General features: G+C 63.4%; 16 protein-coding genes. 12 read left to right on the top strand and 4 right to left on the bottom strand.

The genetic code is table 11. The features are described from left to right. Positions 1-69 precede the first annotated feature (69 nt). The 7 genes from DVO78_RS00855 to DVO78_RS00825 all read left to right on the top strand — a co-directional run bounded on the left by DVO78_RS00855 (position 70) and on the right by DVO78_RS00825 (position 4,838). Positions 70-279 carry a hypothetical protein gene (locus DVO78_RS00855; protein WP_120002918.1) on the top strand — a complete coding sequence of 70 codons (210 nt, stop codon included), beginning with the start codon at positions 70-72 and terminating at the stop codon, positions 277-279. 20 nt (positions 280-299) lie between these two features. Continuing rightward, on the top strand, positions 300-971 hold the full coding sequence (locus tag DVO78_RS00850) for a pilus assembly protein TadG-related protein (RefSeq protein ID WP_120002917.1): 672 nt from the start codon (positions 300-302) through the stop codon (positions 969-971). A gap of 142 nt (positions 972-1,113) precedes the next feature. Next, positions 1,114-1,557 carry a prepilin peptidase gene (locus DVO78_RS17370; RefSeq protein WP_157983781.1) on the top strand — a complete coding sequence of 148 codons (444 nt, stop codon included), beginning with the start codon at positions 1,114-1,116 and terminating at the stop codon, positions 1,555-1,557. A 320-nt stretch (positions 1,558-1,877) separates the two neighbouring features. Next, entirely contained in the window at positions 1,878-3,206 is a 1,329-nt protein-coding gene (locus DVO78_RS00840; RefSeq protein WP_157983780.1) for a hypothetical protein, read from the top strand. Between the two features lie 25 nt (positions 3,207-3,231). Next, complete coding sequence (locus DVO78_RS00835; RefSeq protein WP_120002914.1) at positions 3,232-3,801, top strand: hypothetical protein; 570 nt, start codon at positions 3,232-3,234, stop codon at positions 3,799-3,801. A 43-nt stretch (positions 3,802-3,844) separates the two neighbouring features. Then, positions 3,845-4,195, top strand: a complete 351-nt coding sequence (locus DVO78_RS00830; RefSeq protein WP_120002913.1) for a hypothetical protein — start codon at positions 3,845-3,847, stop codon at positions 4,193-4,195. A 250-nt stretch (positions 4,196-4,445) separates the two neighbouring features. Beyond that, positions 4,446-4,838 carry a hypothetical protein gene (locus DVO78_RS00825; protein WP_120002912.1) on the top strand — a complete coding sequence of 131 codons (393 nt, stop codon included), beginning with the start codon at positions 4,446-4,448 and terminating at the stop codon, positions 4,836-4,838. A 93-nt stretch (positions 4,839-4,931) separates the two neighbouring features. Here DVO78_RS00825 and DVO78_RS00820 read toward each other — a convergent pair whose 3' ends face one another. Next, the gene (locus DVO78_RS00820; protein ID WP_120002911.1) at positions 4,932-5,189 is read right to left on the bottom strand and encodes an exodeoxyribonuclease VII small subunit; all 258 of its coding nucleotides are present in this window, start codon (positions 5,187-5,189) and stop codon (positions 4,932-4,934) included. After that, the gene (xseA, locus tag DVO78_RS00815; protein WP_120002910.1) at positions 5,182-6,465 is read right to left on the bottom strand and encodes an exodeoxyribonuclease VII large subunit; all 1,284 of its coding nucleotides are present in this window, start codon (positions 6,463-6,465) and stop codon (positions 5,182-5,184) included. Before xseA ends, DVO78_RS00820 begins: the two co-directional genes overlap by 8 nt. Positions 6,466-6,528: 63 nt before the next feature. On the opposite strand from xseA, the gene DVO78_RS00810 reads away from it, so the two are divergent. The 3 genes from DVO78_RS00810 to DVO78_RS00800 all read left to right on the top strand — a co-directional run bounded on the left by DVO78_RS00810 (position 6,529) and on the right by DVO78_RS00800 (position 9,704). Then, positions 6,529-7,467 carry a hypothetical protein gene (locus tag DVO78_RS00810; RefSeq protein ID WP_120002909.1) on the top strand — a complete coding sequence of 313 codons (939 nt, stop codon included), beginning with the start codon at positions 6,529-6,531 and terminating at the stop codon, positions 7,465-7,467. Between the two features lie 146 nt (positions 7,468-7,613). Beyond that, the gene (locus tag DVO78_RS00805) at positions 7,614-8,687 is read left to right on the top strand and encodes a 4-hydroxy-3-methylbut-2-enyl diphosphate reductase (RefSeq protein WP_120002908.1); all 1,074 of its coding nucleotides are present in this window, start codon (positions 7,614-7,616) and stop codon (positions 8,685-8,687) included. Between the two features lie 168 nt (positions 8,688-8,855). After that, positions 8,856-9,704: an endonuclease/exonuclease/phosphatase family protein gene (locus tag DVO78_RS00800; protein WP_202912043.1), complete on the top strand. Its 849-nt coding sequence runs from the start codon at positions 8,856-8,858 to the stop codon at positions 9,702-9,704. 53 nt (positions 9,705-9,757) lie between these two features. On the opposite strand, the gene DVO78_RS00795 is transcribed toward DVO78_RS00800, so the two are convergent. Both DVO78_RS00795 and DVO78_RS00790 read right to left on the bottom strand, forming a co-directional pair. Continuing rightward, positions 9,758-10,720, bottom strand: coding sequence for a lysylphosphatidylglycerol synthase transmembrane domain-containing protein (locus DVO78_RS00795; protein WP_120002907.1), 963 nt, complete (start codon positions 10,718-10,720; stop codon positions 9,758-9,760). A 142-nt stretch (positions 10,721-10,862) separates the two neighbouring features. Next, the gene (locus DVO78_RS00790; RefSeq protein WP_157983779.1) at positions 10,863-11,639 is read right to left on the bottom strand and encodes a CDP-alcohol phosphatidyltransferase family protein; all 777 of its coding nucleotides are present in this window, start codon (positions 11,637-11,639) and stop codon (positions 10,863-10,865) included. A 213-nt stretch (positions 11,640-11,852) separates the two neighbouring features. Between DVO78_RS00790 and DVO78_RS00785 the strand changes: the two genes are divergently transcribed. Both DVO78_RS00785 and DVO78_RS00780 read left to right on the top strand, forming a co-directional pair. Further along, complete coding sequence (locus DVO78_RS00785; RefSeq protein ID WP_238385066.1) at positions 11,853-12,623, top strand: sulfite exporter TauE/SafE family protein; 771 nt, start codon at positions 11,853-11,855, stop codon at positions 12,621-12,623. Positions 12,624-12,660: 37 nt separating this feature from the next. Continuing rightward, positions 12,661-13,854 carry an MFS transporter gene (locus DVO78_RS00780; protein ID WP_238385065.1) on the top strand — a complete coding sequence of 398 codons (1,194 nt, stop codon included), beginning with the start codon at positions 12,661-12,663 and terminating at the stop codon, positions 13,852-13,854. Positions 13,855-13,948: the final 94 nt, after the last annotated feature.

Below are 13,948 nucleotides of genomic sequence, written 5' to 3'. Positions count from 1 at the left end.
GAGGGGCGAAAGCCTGGGGGTCTTAACACGGGAATAGCTCCGCTATTCGGAACGGAAAAGGATTGACTCATGATGAACTTCTACCTCAACCTGAAGAACGCTCTCGAACAGCGCAAAGAAGAAGGTCAGGGAACTGTTGAGTATGTCGGCATCGCAGTGGTGATCACCGTCATCATCGCCGGTGTTGTGATGGTTCTCACAGAGAGCCAGATCTACGAGGAGATCAACTCTGTGATCTCGCGTGTGATCTCCTCCATCGCAGAAGGCATCAGCGGATAAGGTCTGGAAACACTTAAGTGATGCGTACCATAAAGAAGGAGGACGGCCAGATGTCCCTGGCCGTCCTCCTTCTTGCTGTATCTGTACTGATCGTTGGTCTGGGGCTTGTGGTACTTGGTCAGGCCTCCGATGTGCGGGGCAAGGCCCAAAAGGCAGCCGATGCGGCGTCTTTGGCAGCTGCTGAGGAGGCCAAACGAAACTGGATTGACGCCTGGGTGCATGGGCAGATTATGCCCACTACCCGTGCGGATGGCTACGAAGTGTGGAGAGACTTTGACCATTATGCGGCTTCTGCGGGCGGGTCGGGGTATTGGGAAGCAGTGAGTTTTGCGCAGGCCAATAGCAACTCCACTGTGCGAAACTACTCTTCTAGGACACCAGGGTTCCGAACCGTGGAGATTACTGTCGACACTGACTCCGAAGTGGTCGATGCCCAGGGGACGACGTCAAATATGATCGGCGATGTCCAAGGTAATGCCACGGCGACAGCCGAACTGAGCGTAGCAGGAGTGAGCTGCATAGGTGATGGCGGTCAATGGGAAGACAACAGCCAAACTCTCATCGCCTGGAAAGTAACGTGCTCTGGTAATGGAGCCTCGGCAAGCGTGCAATATGATGGCGCAGGCAATGCGGTGTCCTACAGTCCGTCAGCGATTGGTCGGCTCTTTGACGACATCCGACTCATCAACTAGCCGGGCGTTGAGAGGATTCTTTCCGCCACTTCTTACCGGGTCTCCGGCTCCTCGACGGTTTTGGGTGTGGAACGGTGTTGCTGGTGGTCTATTGGCCACGTTAGCAGCGATTGGTCCTACGGGCTCTTGGCCCGCACGGGCCGTGCTGCTGCTTTTCGCTTTAAGCGGTCCTCTTTTGGCGTCCATCGACTGGCGGGAACGGCGTCTGCCCGACGTGATGACCTTGCCATTGGCCCTTGCGTGTCTGCTTGCTCTGACTTCAGATGCTCTGGTCACCGGGCAATGGTCCCGGTGGGGGGTGGCTCTGGCCTGCGCGCTCGGCGCGACATTGTTCTTTTTGATCTTGTTCATTGCCTCCCCATCGCAAATGGGATTTGGCGATGTCAAACTTATGCTCTCAGCTGGTCTGGTGCTGGGATGGCACGGCCCTATGGTCACGCTCCTAGGAGTAGGTCTTGGCTTGATGATCGGCCTCGGCTTCGGATTAGTGCAGATCATTCGCCGTCGGGCAGATCCGCGTTCTCATCTCGCACTTGGCCCCCACCTGATCGCAGGCGTCCTGATCGTCGGACTCTTGGCGTATTGAGCATCGTCCGATCGTGCCTGCCCGGCGGGGGCCTCACGTGGGTTGCTGGACGGATGTGAGCATGTCTTGACCTGCTCTGTGTCCCTGGCTCGACCGACAGGTCTCCTCGCAGCGAATTAGGCCTGTGATAGGTGCCTAAGGCTCATGTTTTCCGCTCGCCCAGCTCGTATCGTGCATATGGAATAGGAATTTTCTTCACGGGGTGGGAAGACCAAAGGAACGGGAATATGCACACAGGGACAGCCCAAGAGGGCACGTGGGAACCGAGAGCCTCGCTTCCGGATCGGGAGTCGGGGGCGGGAACTCTGGAATATACCGGCGTGGCGGTTGCGATTACGGTCATCATTGCCTCTCTGGTGGCTCTTCCGTGGGCCAGTCAGTTCGCGCCGCAGGTGCGGGACACCATCAGTGAAGTGATCTGCAGCATCAGCTCACATTTGCCCGGCGGAGGTGACTGTGGGAGAGAGCCTCTCACAGAGGAAGACTTTCAGCCTCGGTGCACCGTCAGTTCCAACGCTCAGAATGCTGGATCGACCGTAGATATCTTCTGGGTCAGCCTGGGCGGAGACGCGGGGTTGTCCTGGCAGGAGTACAGTGACGGTGAAGTCCATGTCACCATCATGGATGGGTACTCTGCCGGGGCGAATGCCTATACTGGCGTGAGCTGGGGCAATAACGTCACATTAGCTGGTGCCGGGGCCAACGCCGGAGTTGAACTGGAATACGGCAACGGCGATACCTGGGTCTTCGACAATGCGCCAGAAGCCGAGGCATTCGTTAACGACATGCAGAGCTATGTTGACTCCAACTGGAACTATGTGCCAGTCCTAGGGCCCATCTTCAACAGCCCGCCCGAGCCTCCTAGTGACCCTCACGTGACCCACCACCAGTTCAGCCTCGAGGGTGAAGTTGGAGGCAGCGCCTCATTGCGGCCCGGATTCGAAGGCAATGAGGATGAAGACGGCAACGTCAATAACTCAGGTTCGTTCAGTCATGATTGGTTGCCGTCGATAAGCGGCAGTGCCTCTCTCGGCGGCACGTACCATATGGCTACCCACCATGGTGACGACCCTGCAGACACGACGAGGGCTTACACCTTCACGTCCAATTTCGGTGCCCAAGCTGGTGGTGGGGTTTACGAGTGGGACTTCGATCCCCAGTATGAGATCGAAGAGTCCTTCACTGTGGTGGAGAACAGCGACGGAGAGGTCATCGGTCTTGAGTTCACCGTGGGAACGGTCAATGGTACTAGCGGTGATTACACCAGCGAGGTGTACTCCACATCGATTGATATCGAGACTGATGCTGACCGCCAACTCGTCATGGATTGGATGACGGATCCAATCGATGGTCAGCTAGCGGGGATGGCCCCCAACGCCCAAGGGGTGACCGAGCGGCCAGAACGGGACGGAACCTCATTGAGTGCTCTTGAGCAGCTGATATATGATCGCGGAGTTACTACTCACGATGTGTTCTCCGGCGTTTCTGAAGACGGCGGCTGGGGATTCCGTGCCAAGATTCTCGGGGTTGGTGGTGGCTACGGCCGGGATACCGGTTCGAGTGAAGAACGGCTAGAGGAATCCTCCTATCTTGCGCCTCCTGACCACCCAGGTGGAACGCGTGAGTTCCGTGAAAACCCCAACTGCTGAGCAACCTCACGAAAGGACGAGATCGATGAAGCGATCCAGCATCATGCTGGGCATGGCCGGCATGCTCTTGGTCAGCTGTGCCTCTGATGGCGGTGAGGGTGGCGCCGGTCACACCGATGGCGAAGGTGAAAGCGGCAACATCACTCAGGTGGGTCCGGTCAGTTTCGAGTTGCCGGATGGAATCCATGAGGTGTACCGGGACGCAGAGCGTGAAGGTGGGTGGGTAGCTGAGTACGCCGATGAAGATCAGCAGAGTGCTGGTGCGTTCATTGGGGTGTGGCGCTTCCGGGAGACCCCACCGTCTGCCATCGATGCTGCTGGAGAAATGATCGTGCAGGTGAGATCCTCCGGCACCCATCCAGGTATTCGCACCAGCGAAGGGGGAGAGGTCGAGATCTCCGGGGCTGAGGACGCTTATATTGTCGATCTCAGGTCGGAGGACGAGGCTGAGGGAATCACCGGCAGGTGGTGGGTCCTCGTTGATCCTGAGCAGGACGTCGCCGTCACCGTAGAGTTCTACGGCAGCGAGGTCAGTGATGAAGACGTGCAGAGTTTCGCCGAGACTCTGGAGATGGACGCCGGACAAAGCTGGTGAGGATCACTGCCTGGTCAGTGACCTCAGCGCAAAGGGGTAAACCGTGGATCTGTTGCGTACCTGGATCATCTCTGCTGCAGTCTTCCTGGGGCTGAACTTTCTGCTGAGCCTCACTGTGGGCTATGGCAGCTTCTTCATCTACGCGCTCTGTCCGCTGTCGGCCGGTCTGGTGGCCTCGCTGTATCACGCTGCACGAGGTGTGGGAGGCTGGCCCCGGCATCTGCTCGCGGTGATGCCCGCTCCCGTAGTTGTCAATGGAGCATGGTTCTTGCTAACGGAGCGGCCTGAGAGCCTGGGCGACTGGGGGGTGTTCAGCATGTCAATAGTCACAGCAGGTGGGCTGTCCGCCCTTGGTTTCGGGATTGCCATGCTCATCCGGTGGAAGATGGCCTAGCGCTGCCGCAAGCGATTCGGCCTGCACTGTGGCCGGGAAAGATGCGTCGCCGAAGGCCCACACGTCAATTGGGCCCCGATCTGGGACTCTAGCCTCAGGCGAGCAGGCCGCTGAGGGAATACGCTCGTAAGTGCTCAGGGGGAACGGGCGGTTCCGTCGTTCCAGTGCTAAGAACGGGGCACTGGAACGACGGGACGCAGAACAGTCGGTGAATGAGGGTAACTGCAGAAGAGGATTGTGAGTTCAGGTGATGGACATCGTGCGAAGCTGGGTGGTCGCAGGGGTGGTGTATCTTGGCCTGACATTCGCCATCAACAGGGTTGCTTCCACCGAGTTCTCACAGGTCTTCTACGTCGCACCGTTTGCCGCTGGGATCGCGGCTAGTCTCTACCACGCTGAACGTGGTGCTGGGGGGTGGGTCCGGCATTTTTTGGCAGTGCTGCCGGCGCCGGCAGTGATTGCCGCCTATGGCGTGATCAGCCATCGAGGTCTTCCGCAGAGTGATGATCAGGTCGTTTCTCTTGCCGCCGAGGTGGGAACTGCCGGAGCCCTGGCCACAGTTGGCTTGGGAGCAGTCATGTTCGGGCGTCTGCTTCTCTCGGCACGCACCACGCAAAAGACCGCTCCGAGCCAGAACGCCTGACCACTGTCTCTTTGCGGTCTGCACACCGATGGGCAGCTGTGCTCCCGGCTGGCGGCGAGGCGATGGTCGTCTGCCGGGAACAACGGAACTTGATCAGTCGTGTGGGCTCTCATGCCCATCGAGCGTGCTGCGGACCTCCTCGAGCTTCGCGCTGGCACCGTCCAGCCAGCGCTCACAGCGCTCGGCCAATGCCTCACCACGCTGCCACAGCGCCAGAGACTCCTCCAAAGGGGCACCGCCGGCCTCCAGTTTGGTGACCACGGCGGCCAGCTCATCGCGGGCGTGCTCATAGGACATCTGCTCGATGTCATCAGTTCTGGCTGTGCTGAACGTCTCTTCGGTCTCACTCATCGGGATCCTCCTTCACATCGGTGACATCTGCGCTGAACTCTCCGTGGGCCACCATCACCTGCACGCCGTCGCCAGGGACCAGGTCGGCGGCACTGCGCACAATCCTGCGCTGATGCTGGACCACCGCATAGCCCCGGTCCAGGGTGGACTGCGGCGACAGCGAGGTCACCTGCACTCGGGCGGATCTCACCCAGTCGCGGGCGCGGTCCACTGCCGTCTGTGCCGAGACCAGGGCACGACGACGCAGCCCCAGCAGATCCTCAGAACGCACCTGGATCATCGTCTCCGGATGCGCCAGCACCGGGCGGGACCGCGCGGCCCGGAGCCATTCTGCCTCCCGGGCCAGCATCCGCTCCAGGCCCTGGGACATCCGAGACCTGGACAGCGCGATGTCCTCGCGCTCGGCGGCCTCCTCCGGCACCAGCAGCTTGGCCGATCCTGTCGGCGTGGAAGCCCGCACATCAGCCACCTCATCCAGCAGCGGCCGGTCGGCCTCATGGCCGATGGCTGAGATTACCGGGGTCTGCGCCGCGGCCACCGCGCGGATAAGCCGCTCATCGGAAAAGGGAAGCACCACCTCTTCCAGGGCTCCGCCGCCGCGGGCGATGACAATGACCTCCACATGCTCCAGGGTGTCCAGCTGCTCCAGCGCAGCGGCCACCTCGATCGGCGCCATCGGGCCCTGCGTGGATACCTCCCGGAGCTCGAACCGGGCTGCGGCCCAGCGAGCGGTCACATTGCGCAGTATGTCCTTCTTGGCATCGGAGTCACGCCCGGTGATGATGCCGATGGTTGCCGGAAGCAGAGGCAGCGGCTTCTTCCGGGAGGAGTCGAACAGCCCTTCGGCGGCCAGCTGCTGCTTCATCCGCTCAATCCTGGCCAGCAGGTCACCCAGCCCTACCGGCTCCATCTTCTGGGTGACCAGGGAGAGCCTCCCGGACTTCTCCCAAAGCGAGGGCTTGACCAGAGCCACGACCCGGGAGCCGGGCTCCAGCCCCTTTCTGCTCAGCCCGCTTGCCACATTCCGCCAGGCCACCGCTTGGAAGGAGATCTCCTGCTCCAAGTCCCGCAGGGTCATCCACGCGTTCCCATTGCGCATAGTGAACTCCACCAGCTGACCCTCCACCCAAGTGGGGGTGACACGGTCAATATGGGCCCGCAGCTTGCCGGAGAAGTGGCTCAGCGGCCAGGGCGTCTCCTCACTGGTGTCCTGAGAGGTGGCAGGCAGCGCGGCCAGCGGGGGGCGGTCTTTGGCGGCAGGCTCCTGATAACTCATACTGCATACAGACTAGCTCCATCCACCGACGTGTCACTGGTCCCACCACACCACAGGAGTTCCATGCGCAATCTGTTCAGCCTGCTGTGCCTGCTGCTGGCAGGGCTGGCCTCCGTTGCCGGACTGGCCGGATACCAGCTCAACGAGCTGCTGCGCAGCGAAGAGCCCGTGGCCCAGATCGCCGGCACTCTGCCCGCACAGCAGGACTTCTCCCAGGCGGTCACTGAGGCGATGATTGACGACCTCACGTCCCGGCTTCCCGGTCAGCTGCAGAGTTTCGTGCCCGGGGGAGTGGATCAGGTGGCGGCACCGCTGGTCTCGGCGGCCCTGAACAACGACCGCACCCTCGCCGCCTGGGAGGAGGTCCTGCAGCAGACCCGCACCGACTACACCGCCCAGCTTGAACAGATCTTCGCCGAAGGCACCTCCGGGGATCTGCGGGAGCTGGACATCGAACTGGACCTCACTCCGGTCACCGAAGCGATGACTCAGCCGCTGCGCGAGGGGCTCGACGATGCCTTGGGTTGGATACACGGGGTGGAGCCGGAGAGCTTCGACGTCATCGCCCCGGAGATCAGCATCGATATCCAGGCCGCCACCGAAAACACCGCCGACCCCTACACCTGGGCCACTGCGGCGGCGGCCAGTCGGTACTGGCCGGCCCTCACCCTGGCTGCGGCCGCGTTGGCGGTGCTCGGCTTGATGCTGGGTACCCGGCGCCTTCGCTGGTACGCGCTGGCCTCCGGTGCGGTCCTTGCCGCTGCCCTGGGTATGTGGATCGCCACCACCTATGCTTCGCCTGATTTCCACCATCCGCCCGGTGTGCCCGAGACTGCCGCGGTGATCCTCGATCATCTCCAGGCCGAGTTCACCGCCTGGGCGCAGCCGGCCTGGTGGGTCTTCAGCGTCATCAGCGGCGTCGTCGTGCTGATCGGTGTGGCCGTCGCGCTGCTGACTCCCTCCAGGTACAGAGGCTCAGCCCAGGTGCTGACTCAGCGTTAAGGTCACGCCGGTACACTTGCAGGAGAGCGAGCCGGGGACCCGGTTCAGCGCGAAGCGATGACACGGGAAGCGAACGAACGATGACTACGACGACGCCGGAAGCCCCGACCTATCAGGGAGCAGCCCAGCGCCGGAAGCACATCTCCATGCCCACCCCGCAGGTGCCCCGACAGCGACGCTCACCGGAGGAGATCGCCGCCGCACAGCGATTCCAGGAGCCCAAGCGTGTGCTGCTGGCCGCTCCTCGTGGCTACTGCGCGGGAGTCGACCGCGCCGTCGTCGCCGTTGAGAAGGCCCTGGAGCAGTATGGCCCGCCGGTGTACGTGCGCAAGGAGATCGTGCACAACCGTCATGTGGTGGATACCTTGACCGAGAAGGGCGTGGTCTTCGTCGAAGAGACCGACGAGGTGCCAGAGGGTGGGCTGCTGGTCTTCTCCGCGCACGGAGTCTCCCCGGCGGTGAAAGCATCTGCGGCTGACCGCGGCCTGCAGACCATCGACGCCACCTGCCCGCTGGTGACCAAGGTCCACCGCGAGGCGGTGAGGTTCACCACCAAGGACGATTTTCACATCCTGCTGATCGGCCATGACGGTCATGAGGAGGTCGAAGGCACCTATGGTCATGCTCCGCAGAACACCACGATCGTCAACGGCCCGTGGGAGGTCGACCAGATCGAGGTTCCTGATCCGGACAAACTCATCTGGCTCTCGCAGACCACACTTTCGGTGGACGAGGCGATGGAGACGGTTCAGAAGCTTCGGCAACGGTTCCCGAACCTCCAGGACCCTCCTTCGGATGACATCTGCTACGCCACGTCCAACCGTCAGGCGGCGATCAAGAAGATCGCCCCGGAGACGGATCTGGTGATCGTGGTCGGCTCGGCCAACTCCTCCAACTCGGTGCGGCTCAAAGAGGTCGCCAAGGAGTACGGGGCCACACGGGCTGAGCGGGTGGACTTTGCCAATCAGGTGGACGAATCCTGGTTCGAGGACGCGGCCACCATCGGAGTGACCTCCGGGGCCTCCGTGCCCGAGGTGTTGGTCCAGGAGGTGCTGCGGCTGCTGGCCGAATACGGCTATGGGGACCCCGAAGAGGTGGTCACCGCCGAGGAGGACATCGTGTTCTCCCTGCCCAAGGAGATCCGCAAGGCGTTGAAGGAGGCCGGGCACGACGACGTCGGCCGCGGCGGCCGCAAGCGCAGCGCATGCTCCACGAGTTAGAGCATCCCTGAGAGACGGAGGCGCTGAGACTTCTTGGCACTGTTCATGCGCTCCCGCGGCAGCTTCTGCCCATGAGCATGGTGCAATGCCGGTCACCAGGGATGCCCGGACCCCGACCGCCCCACGAGGCGCTGGGCATACCAGTGCATGGTGTGATGGAGTAGTGGCGTGTCCAGCTCGCCACACACCCCAGGGGTGCGTCCGAAGCCACTGGTTGGACATGTGGGGGCGCTGGGTCTGCATGTGATGAGCTGGAACATTCGCCGGCGAGGCACGCTGCCCTCTCTGCGGCCGGCGGACCGCTGGGCCGTACGCGCCCCAGGCATTCGAGCGCTCCTCCGGGCCGAAGGTCCCACCCTGCTGGGGCTGCAGGAGGCGCTGGCGGACCAGGCGTTCTTCGCTCAGCACTCCCTGGGGGAGAACTACCGGATCATCGGGCGAGGACGTGGGGCCCGTGGCCGCGGGGAAGGCACTCCGATTCTCTACGACGCCGAACGGCTGCAGCTGCAAGGATGGGACCAGAGGGCACTCTCAAAGACCCCCCGCAGACCTGGCTCCAGGTCCTGGGGGAGCCTCCACCCGAGGATCATGGTCTCCGCCACTTTCCGAGACCGCGTGACCGGTTCGCATTTCCTGGCCATCAACACACACCTCGATCACCTGTCTGCCCGAGCCCGGCTGATGGGTGCGCACACCATCGGCCGAGCACTGGCTGCCACCTCCTTCCCCGCAGTTCTTACTGGCGACCTCAACACCGGTGCCGGCACCAAGCCCATCCAGGAGCTCTGCTCCGGCAGCACACTCGCAGACACATGGCAGGCAGCTGAGCATCGCCGCAGTCAAGAGTGGGACACCTTCGCCAACTATCAGCCGCCGAGAGCCCGGGGACGTCGCATCGACTGGATCTTTGCGTCCTCGCCCTTCCGCGTGCACAGCGCGGCGGTGAACGCTCAGCGCTACGCAGAAGGATGGCCCTCTGATCACCTTCCGGTCCACGCGGTGATCAGTCTGCCCTGAGGCGCCGTCGTCATCGGATTCCTGCTGCTGCCGGGAGGGTGAGGCAGCGATAGTCAGTGGTGGCCCTGCCGAGGGTGCCGATTCTGCCGTTCCGGTTCTGCGGCAAACCGTCGGGCCCGGCGCAGACGTGGTATGAACCTGAGTGCCAGAATGACAGCACCTGGGGCAGTTGAGGCCAGAGCCAAGACCCCATAGCCCACAGAGACCCTGACCCCCTCAGCAGGCGAGAGTCCGCTGAGGGAGAAGCTCCACGCCGCTGCGGCCTCCCGGACACCCCACCCTCCGACTCCCACCGGCAGGGACATTCCCGCCAGCGCCACCGCGGCCGAGCCCGCCATCGCTGCGAGGGGTGTATCAGGAGCAAGCACAGCCACCGACACCATGAACAGTCCGGCGAAGCATATCCATCCGAACACGGACAGCACCACCACCTGGAGAACCTCTGCCGCAGCAAGACAGCGCAGCCAGCGGCGGGCGAATACTGCCGCGACGATTGCCGCCACCACGCACCCGGCCCCGATCAGCGGAGCACGAGGCAGCAGAACCACCCCTCCGGCGCTGAAGACCACCGAGGTGCCGACCAATCGCTCTGCGGCCATGGAGGCGAACCCGCTGGCCAAAGCGCGACGGCGCGTGGAGACGGTCGCATCAGTGCTGTCGTCAGCGGCTCGCAGAGCATCTCCAGAGAGCCCGCCGGGGAGCACACTGTTGAGGAACGCCGCCTGCCAACACCGAGCAACTGCAGCCCCTGGATCCACCTCAATGGCATGATGCCGGGCGATGATCCGCCATCGCAGGGCCTGCGCCACCACGCCTGCGCTTCCCAGCGCGCCCGCTGCGGTGAAAGACCACCACGGCAGGCCGCGCAGTGCGGAGGTGAAATTCTGCGGTCCCCAATGCACCGCGATGATCGACAGAATCGCTCCGGTGATGAGCACCTGGCCAGCACCTGCGGCGATGGTAGGCCAGGGTAGACGTGCTGGCCTTCTTGTTCCAGCAGGGGCAGGGGTGTTCACCGTTCACCCCGCTGACCCGGTGGACTGATGTGTCCGACCACCGGGGCCGTGCGGAGATCTTTGACGGTCTTCCTCCATGGGCGGAGTCTATCCCCGTCCCTCCCACCACCGGCAAAGGCGTGGTCAGAAGACTCTGCCCTGATCAGAGTCCTGTCTCCGGGTGGTGACCGGAACTGTCCGAGCCCCCGGATCTCTCCAGCAGCAGGATGTCGCGTCCGAATGAGGCCAGCAGCGCCGTCAGTGCCGCAGCGGCCAGAGCAGCTGCCAGGGGGATGGGCACCACCGGGGCCAGGCCTGTCACCACTGCGGTGGCCTGGCCTGCGGCCACATATCTGCGGAATCCGCTGTGCGGCAGGTGCTGCCTCCATCTGCGCCTGATCAGCGAGCCGGCCACGAACAGGTACCGCATGAGTCCGATCAGCAGCACCCACCACCCCACCGTCATCGCCAGGAGAGCTGTCAGCACCAGCAGTGCGGCGGCGTCGGACTCTTCGTCCAGCCGTGCTCCGGCGGCGCTGTCCATACCGGCCCGCCTGGCGGCCCATCCGTCCACGGCGTCCAAAACCGCTGCCAGTGATGCCAGAAGGAGAACCGTCCAGGTCCGGGAGGGCAGCGCGCTGGCGAGTGTCAGCACCAGCGCAGCGGTGAGAACCCCTATCAGCGCCATGCGCAGCAGCGTGATGCGGTCTGCGGAGGTGACCCTGGGGGGCCGGCGGCTCAGCACTGACCAGGCGGCGATCACTGGAATCACCAATGACGAGGCCACGCTCACCACACCGATCACAGGCCCCGGAGCGGAGATCGCAGTCAGCACACCCGCTCCGGCGAAGGCGCCAGTCACCACCACCACGGAATTGACCAGGCCTTTGGCAGAACCGTCCTCTGCCGGGGAAGCATATGCTGAGGGTCGGCCGGTCATCGGTCTAGGAGTCTGTCGAGAGGCGAGCCCAATGCCCATAGGGCCCATGTCACTGCTTTGCCAGGGGCCATGACGCTGAGAAGCAGATGCGGACTCATCCGTATGGATCTCCTTGGGGCAGTGGTTGGCCAGGGGTGCCCCGGCGTTCCAGCGGCAGCACATCAGTCTACCGGGCCGGAACTGACACCAGAACCCAGGGTTTACGATGAGCTGGTGGGCATTCTCGGCACTGTTGCGATCATCGCCGCCGCAGTGCTGGTCGGCACTATCTTGCAGCGGCTCTCCGGCACGGGCGTGGGGCTCGTCGTCGCCCCTGTGCTCTCGCTGCTGCTAGGACCATCGTTCGGGGTGCTGGTCACGAATATGACCACAGTGGTCTCCGGACTGCTGATCATGCTCAGCGTCTGGGCGTACATCGACTGGCGAAAGTTCTGGCTGATCATTCCCGCCGCCGTCATCGGCGCCTGGCCCGGGGCGTGGCTGGTGGGTGTGCTGTCGGCCGGCTGGCTCTCTATTATCCTGGGCTCGATTGTAGTGACCGCCCTGCTGGTCACCGTCACCCTGCGACGGCTGCCGGAATGGACCGGCAGGTCACCGGGGGTGATCGCCGGACTCATCGGAGGGTTCTTCAACACCACCTCCGGGGTCGCTGCCCCCGTGATGGTCATCTATTCGCGTCTCTCCCGTTGGGAGCAGCGTTCCTTCGCCGCCACCCTGCAGCCGGTCTTCATGACCATGGGGGCCGCTTCGGTGGTGTCCAAGCTCGCCCTGGGGTCGGTGAGCATCGACGGTGGTGTGGGCATCCCCTTCGGCTGGTTGCTCGCAGGCATTGTTGCCACCGTGCTGGTCGGCATCCTCCTTGCGGCTCAACTGGCCAGGTTCGTCCCTGTCCCGGCGGCTCGCACTCTCGCGATGACCCTGGCCGGCCTGGGCGGTGCCGGTGCCATTATCCGCGGGGTGATTGATGTGGTCTCTGCCGCTTGACCAGCACGCCAGGGCACCGGGCGTAAGGTGGTTCTCTGTGAACAGCGCCTCCACCCCCGGGCTCCAGCCTGGGACCCCGCCGTACCGGCTGCTGCTCGTGGCACTGTTCTTCATCGGTGTGGCCACCTTCGCCCAACTGTATTCTCCCCAAGGGCTGCTGCCGCTGATCGCCGGTGATCAGAGTGTGACCGCTGATCAAGCAGCGCTCATGGTCTCGGCTGCGACTCTCGGACTGGCCATCGGCGTCATCCCCTGGTCATATATCGGTGACGCAATGGGCCGTAAACCTGCCATGCTCATGGCGATCTCCCTGGCCTGCATTTTCGCCATCCTCACCGTGCTGATGCCTACCTTCTCTCTGGCGCTAGCCATGCGGTTCATTGAGGGCTTCATGCTCGGCGGGGTGCCCGCTCTTGCAGTGGCGTACCTCAGCGAGGAGGTCAGCGCCAAAGTCGCCGCCGTCGCCGCAGGCACCTACATCTCTGGCACCACCATCGGCGGGCTCTCCGGGAGGATCATCGCCGCGCCCGTCGGGGAACAGCTGGGCTGGAAGCTGGGAATGTTGGTGGTCACCGGAGTCGCGGTCATCTGCGTTCTGATCTTTCTGTGCACCGCTCCGCGGGCCAGGAACTTCACCCCGCGGCGAAGCCGGTTCGGCGAGGCGGTGGGACAGCTGCTGGGCAACCTGCGCTCACCGGCACTCTGGGTCATCTATATCCAGGGCTTCCTGACTATGGGCGGGTTTGTGGCGATGTATAACTTTCTGGCCTTCCACCTGGCCGAGCCTCCGTTCCTGATGCCGCTGTGGCTGACCAGCTTGATCTTCCTCGCTTATCTCGCGGGCACAATCTCCTCCCCCCGGGCCGGCGCACTGGCCTCCAGAGTGGGCCGTAGACCCGTGCTCATCGGCGGCAACGTGGTGATGGTCGGCGGCGTCGTCCTGACACTGATCCCCCATGTATGGGTGATTGTCCTGGGCATGGTGGTGCTCACCGGCGGGTTCTTCGCCTCCCACGCGGTGGCCTCGGGCTGGGCCGGGGCGCAGGCGGTGGCAGGACGGTCCCAGTCCGCCTCTCTGTACAACCTCGGCTATTACGGCGGTTCCTCCGTCTTCGGCTACCTTGGCGGATCCTTCCTTCATCTTGCCGGTTGGCCCGGCACAGTCGGTATGGTGATCGTCCTGACCGTTCTCGCCACAGTGCTGGTGATGGCGGTGCTCCCCAGAAACTGAACGGCCTCCGTGCGGCGGATCCGGCAAAACGCCGAGGCCCCGCAGGGGACTCTCCAGGCTTGGTGAGTAGTATCACTGTGAGCTAAGGCATAGG

The organism is Nesterenkonia muleiensis (assembly GCF_003600155.1).
Taxonomy (GTDB): domain Bacteria; phylum Actinomycetota; class Actinomycetes; order Actinomycetales; family Micrococcaceae; genus Nesterenkonia; species Nesterenkonia muleiensis.
This window is presented reverse-complemented; position numbering and strand designations above follow the sequence as displayed.

What these genes read in the sequence shown, in the direction of transcription:
- DVO78_RS00855 (WP_120002918.1), top strand. Translation starts at nt 70, where the DNA reads ATGATGAACTTCTACCTCAACCTGAAGAACGCTCTCGAACAGCGCAAA.
- DVO78_RS00850 (WP_120002917.1), top strand. Translation starts at nt 300, where the DNA reads ATGCGTACCATAAAGAAGGAGGACGGCCAGATGTCCCTGGCCGTCCTC.
- DVO78_RS00835 (WP_120002914.1), top strand. Translation starts at nt 3,232, where the DNA reads ATGAAGCGATCCAGCATCATGCTGGGCATGGCCGGCATGCTCTTGGTC.
- DVO78_RS00825 (WP_120002912.1), top strand. Translation starts at nt 4,446, where the DNA reads ATGGACATCGTGCGAAGCTGGGTGGTCGCAGGGGTGGTGTATCTTGGC.
- DVO78_RS00820 (WP_120002911.1), bottom strand. Translation starts at nt 5,189, where the DNA reads ATGAGTGAGACCGAAGAGACGTTCAGCACAGCCAGAACTGATGACATC.
- xseA (WP_120002910.1), bottom strand. Translation starts at nt 6,465, where the DNA reads ATGAGTTATCAGGAGCCTGCCGCCAAAGACCGCCCCCCGCTGGCCGCG.
- DVO78_RS00810 (WP_120002909.1), top strand. Translation starts at nt 6,529, where the DNA reads ATGCGCAATCTGTTCAGCCTGCTGTGCCTGCTGCTGGCAGGGCTGGCC.
- DVO78_RS00805 (WP_120002908.1), top strand. Translation starts at nt 7,614, where the DNA reads ATGCCCACCCCGCAGGTGCCCCGACAGCGACGCTCACCGGAGGAGATC.
- DVO78_RS00790 (WP_157983779.1), bottom strand. Translation starts at nt 11,639, where the DNA reads ATGACCGGCCGACCCTCAGCATATGCTTCCCCGGCAGAGGACGGTTCT.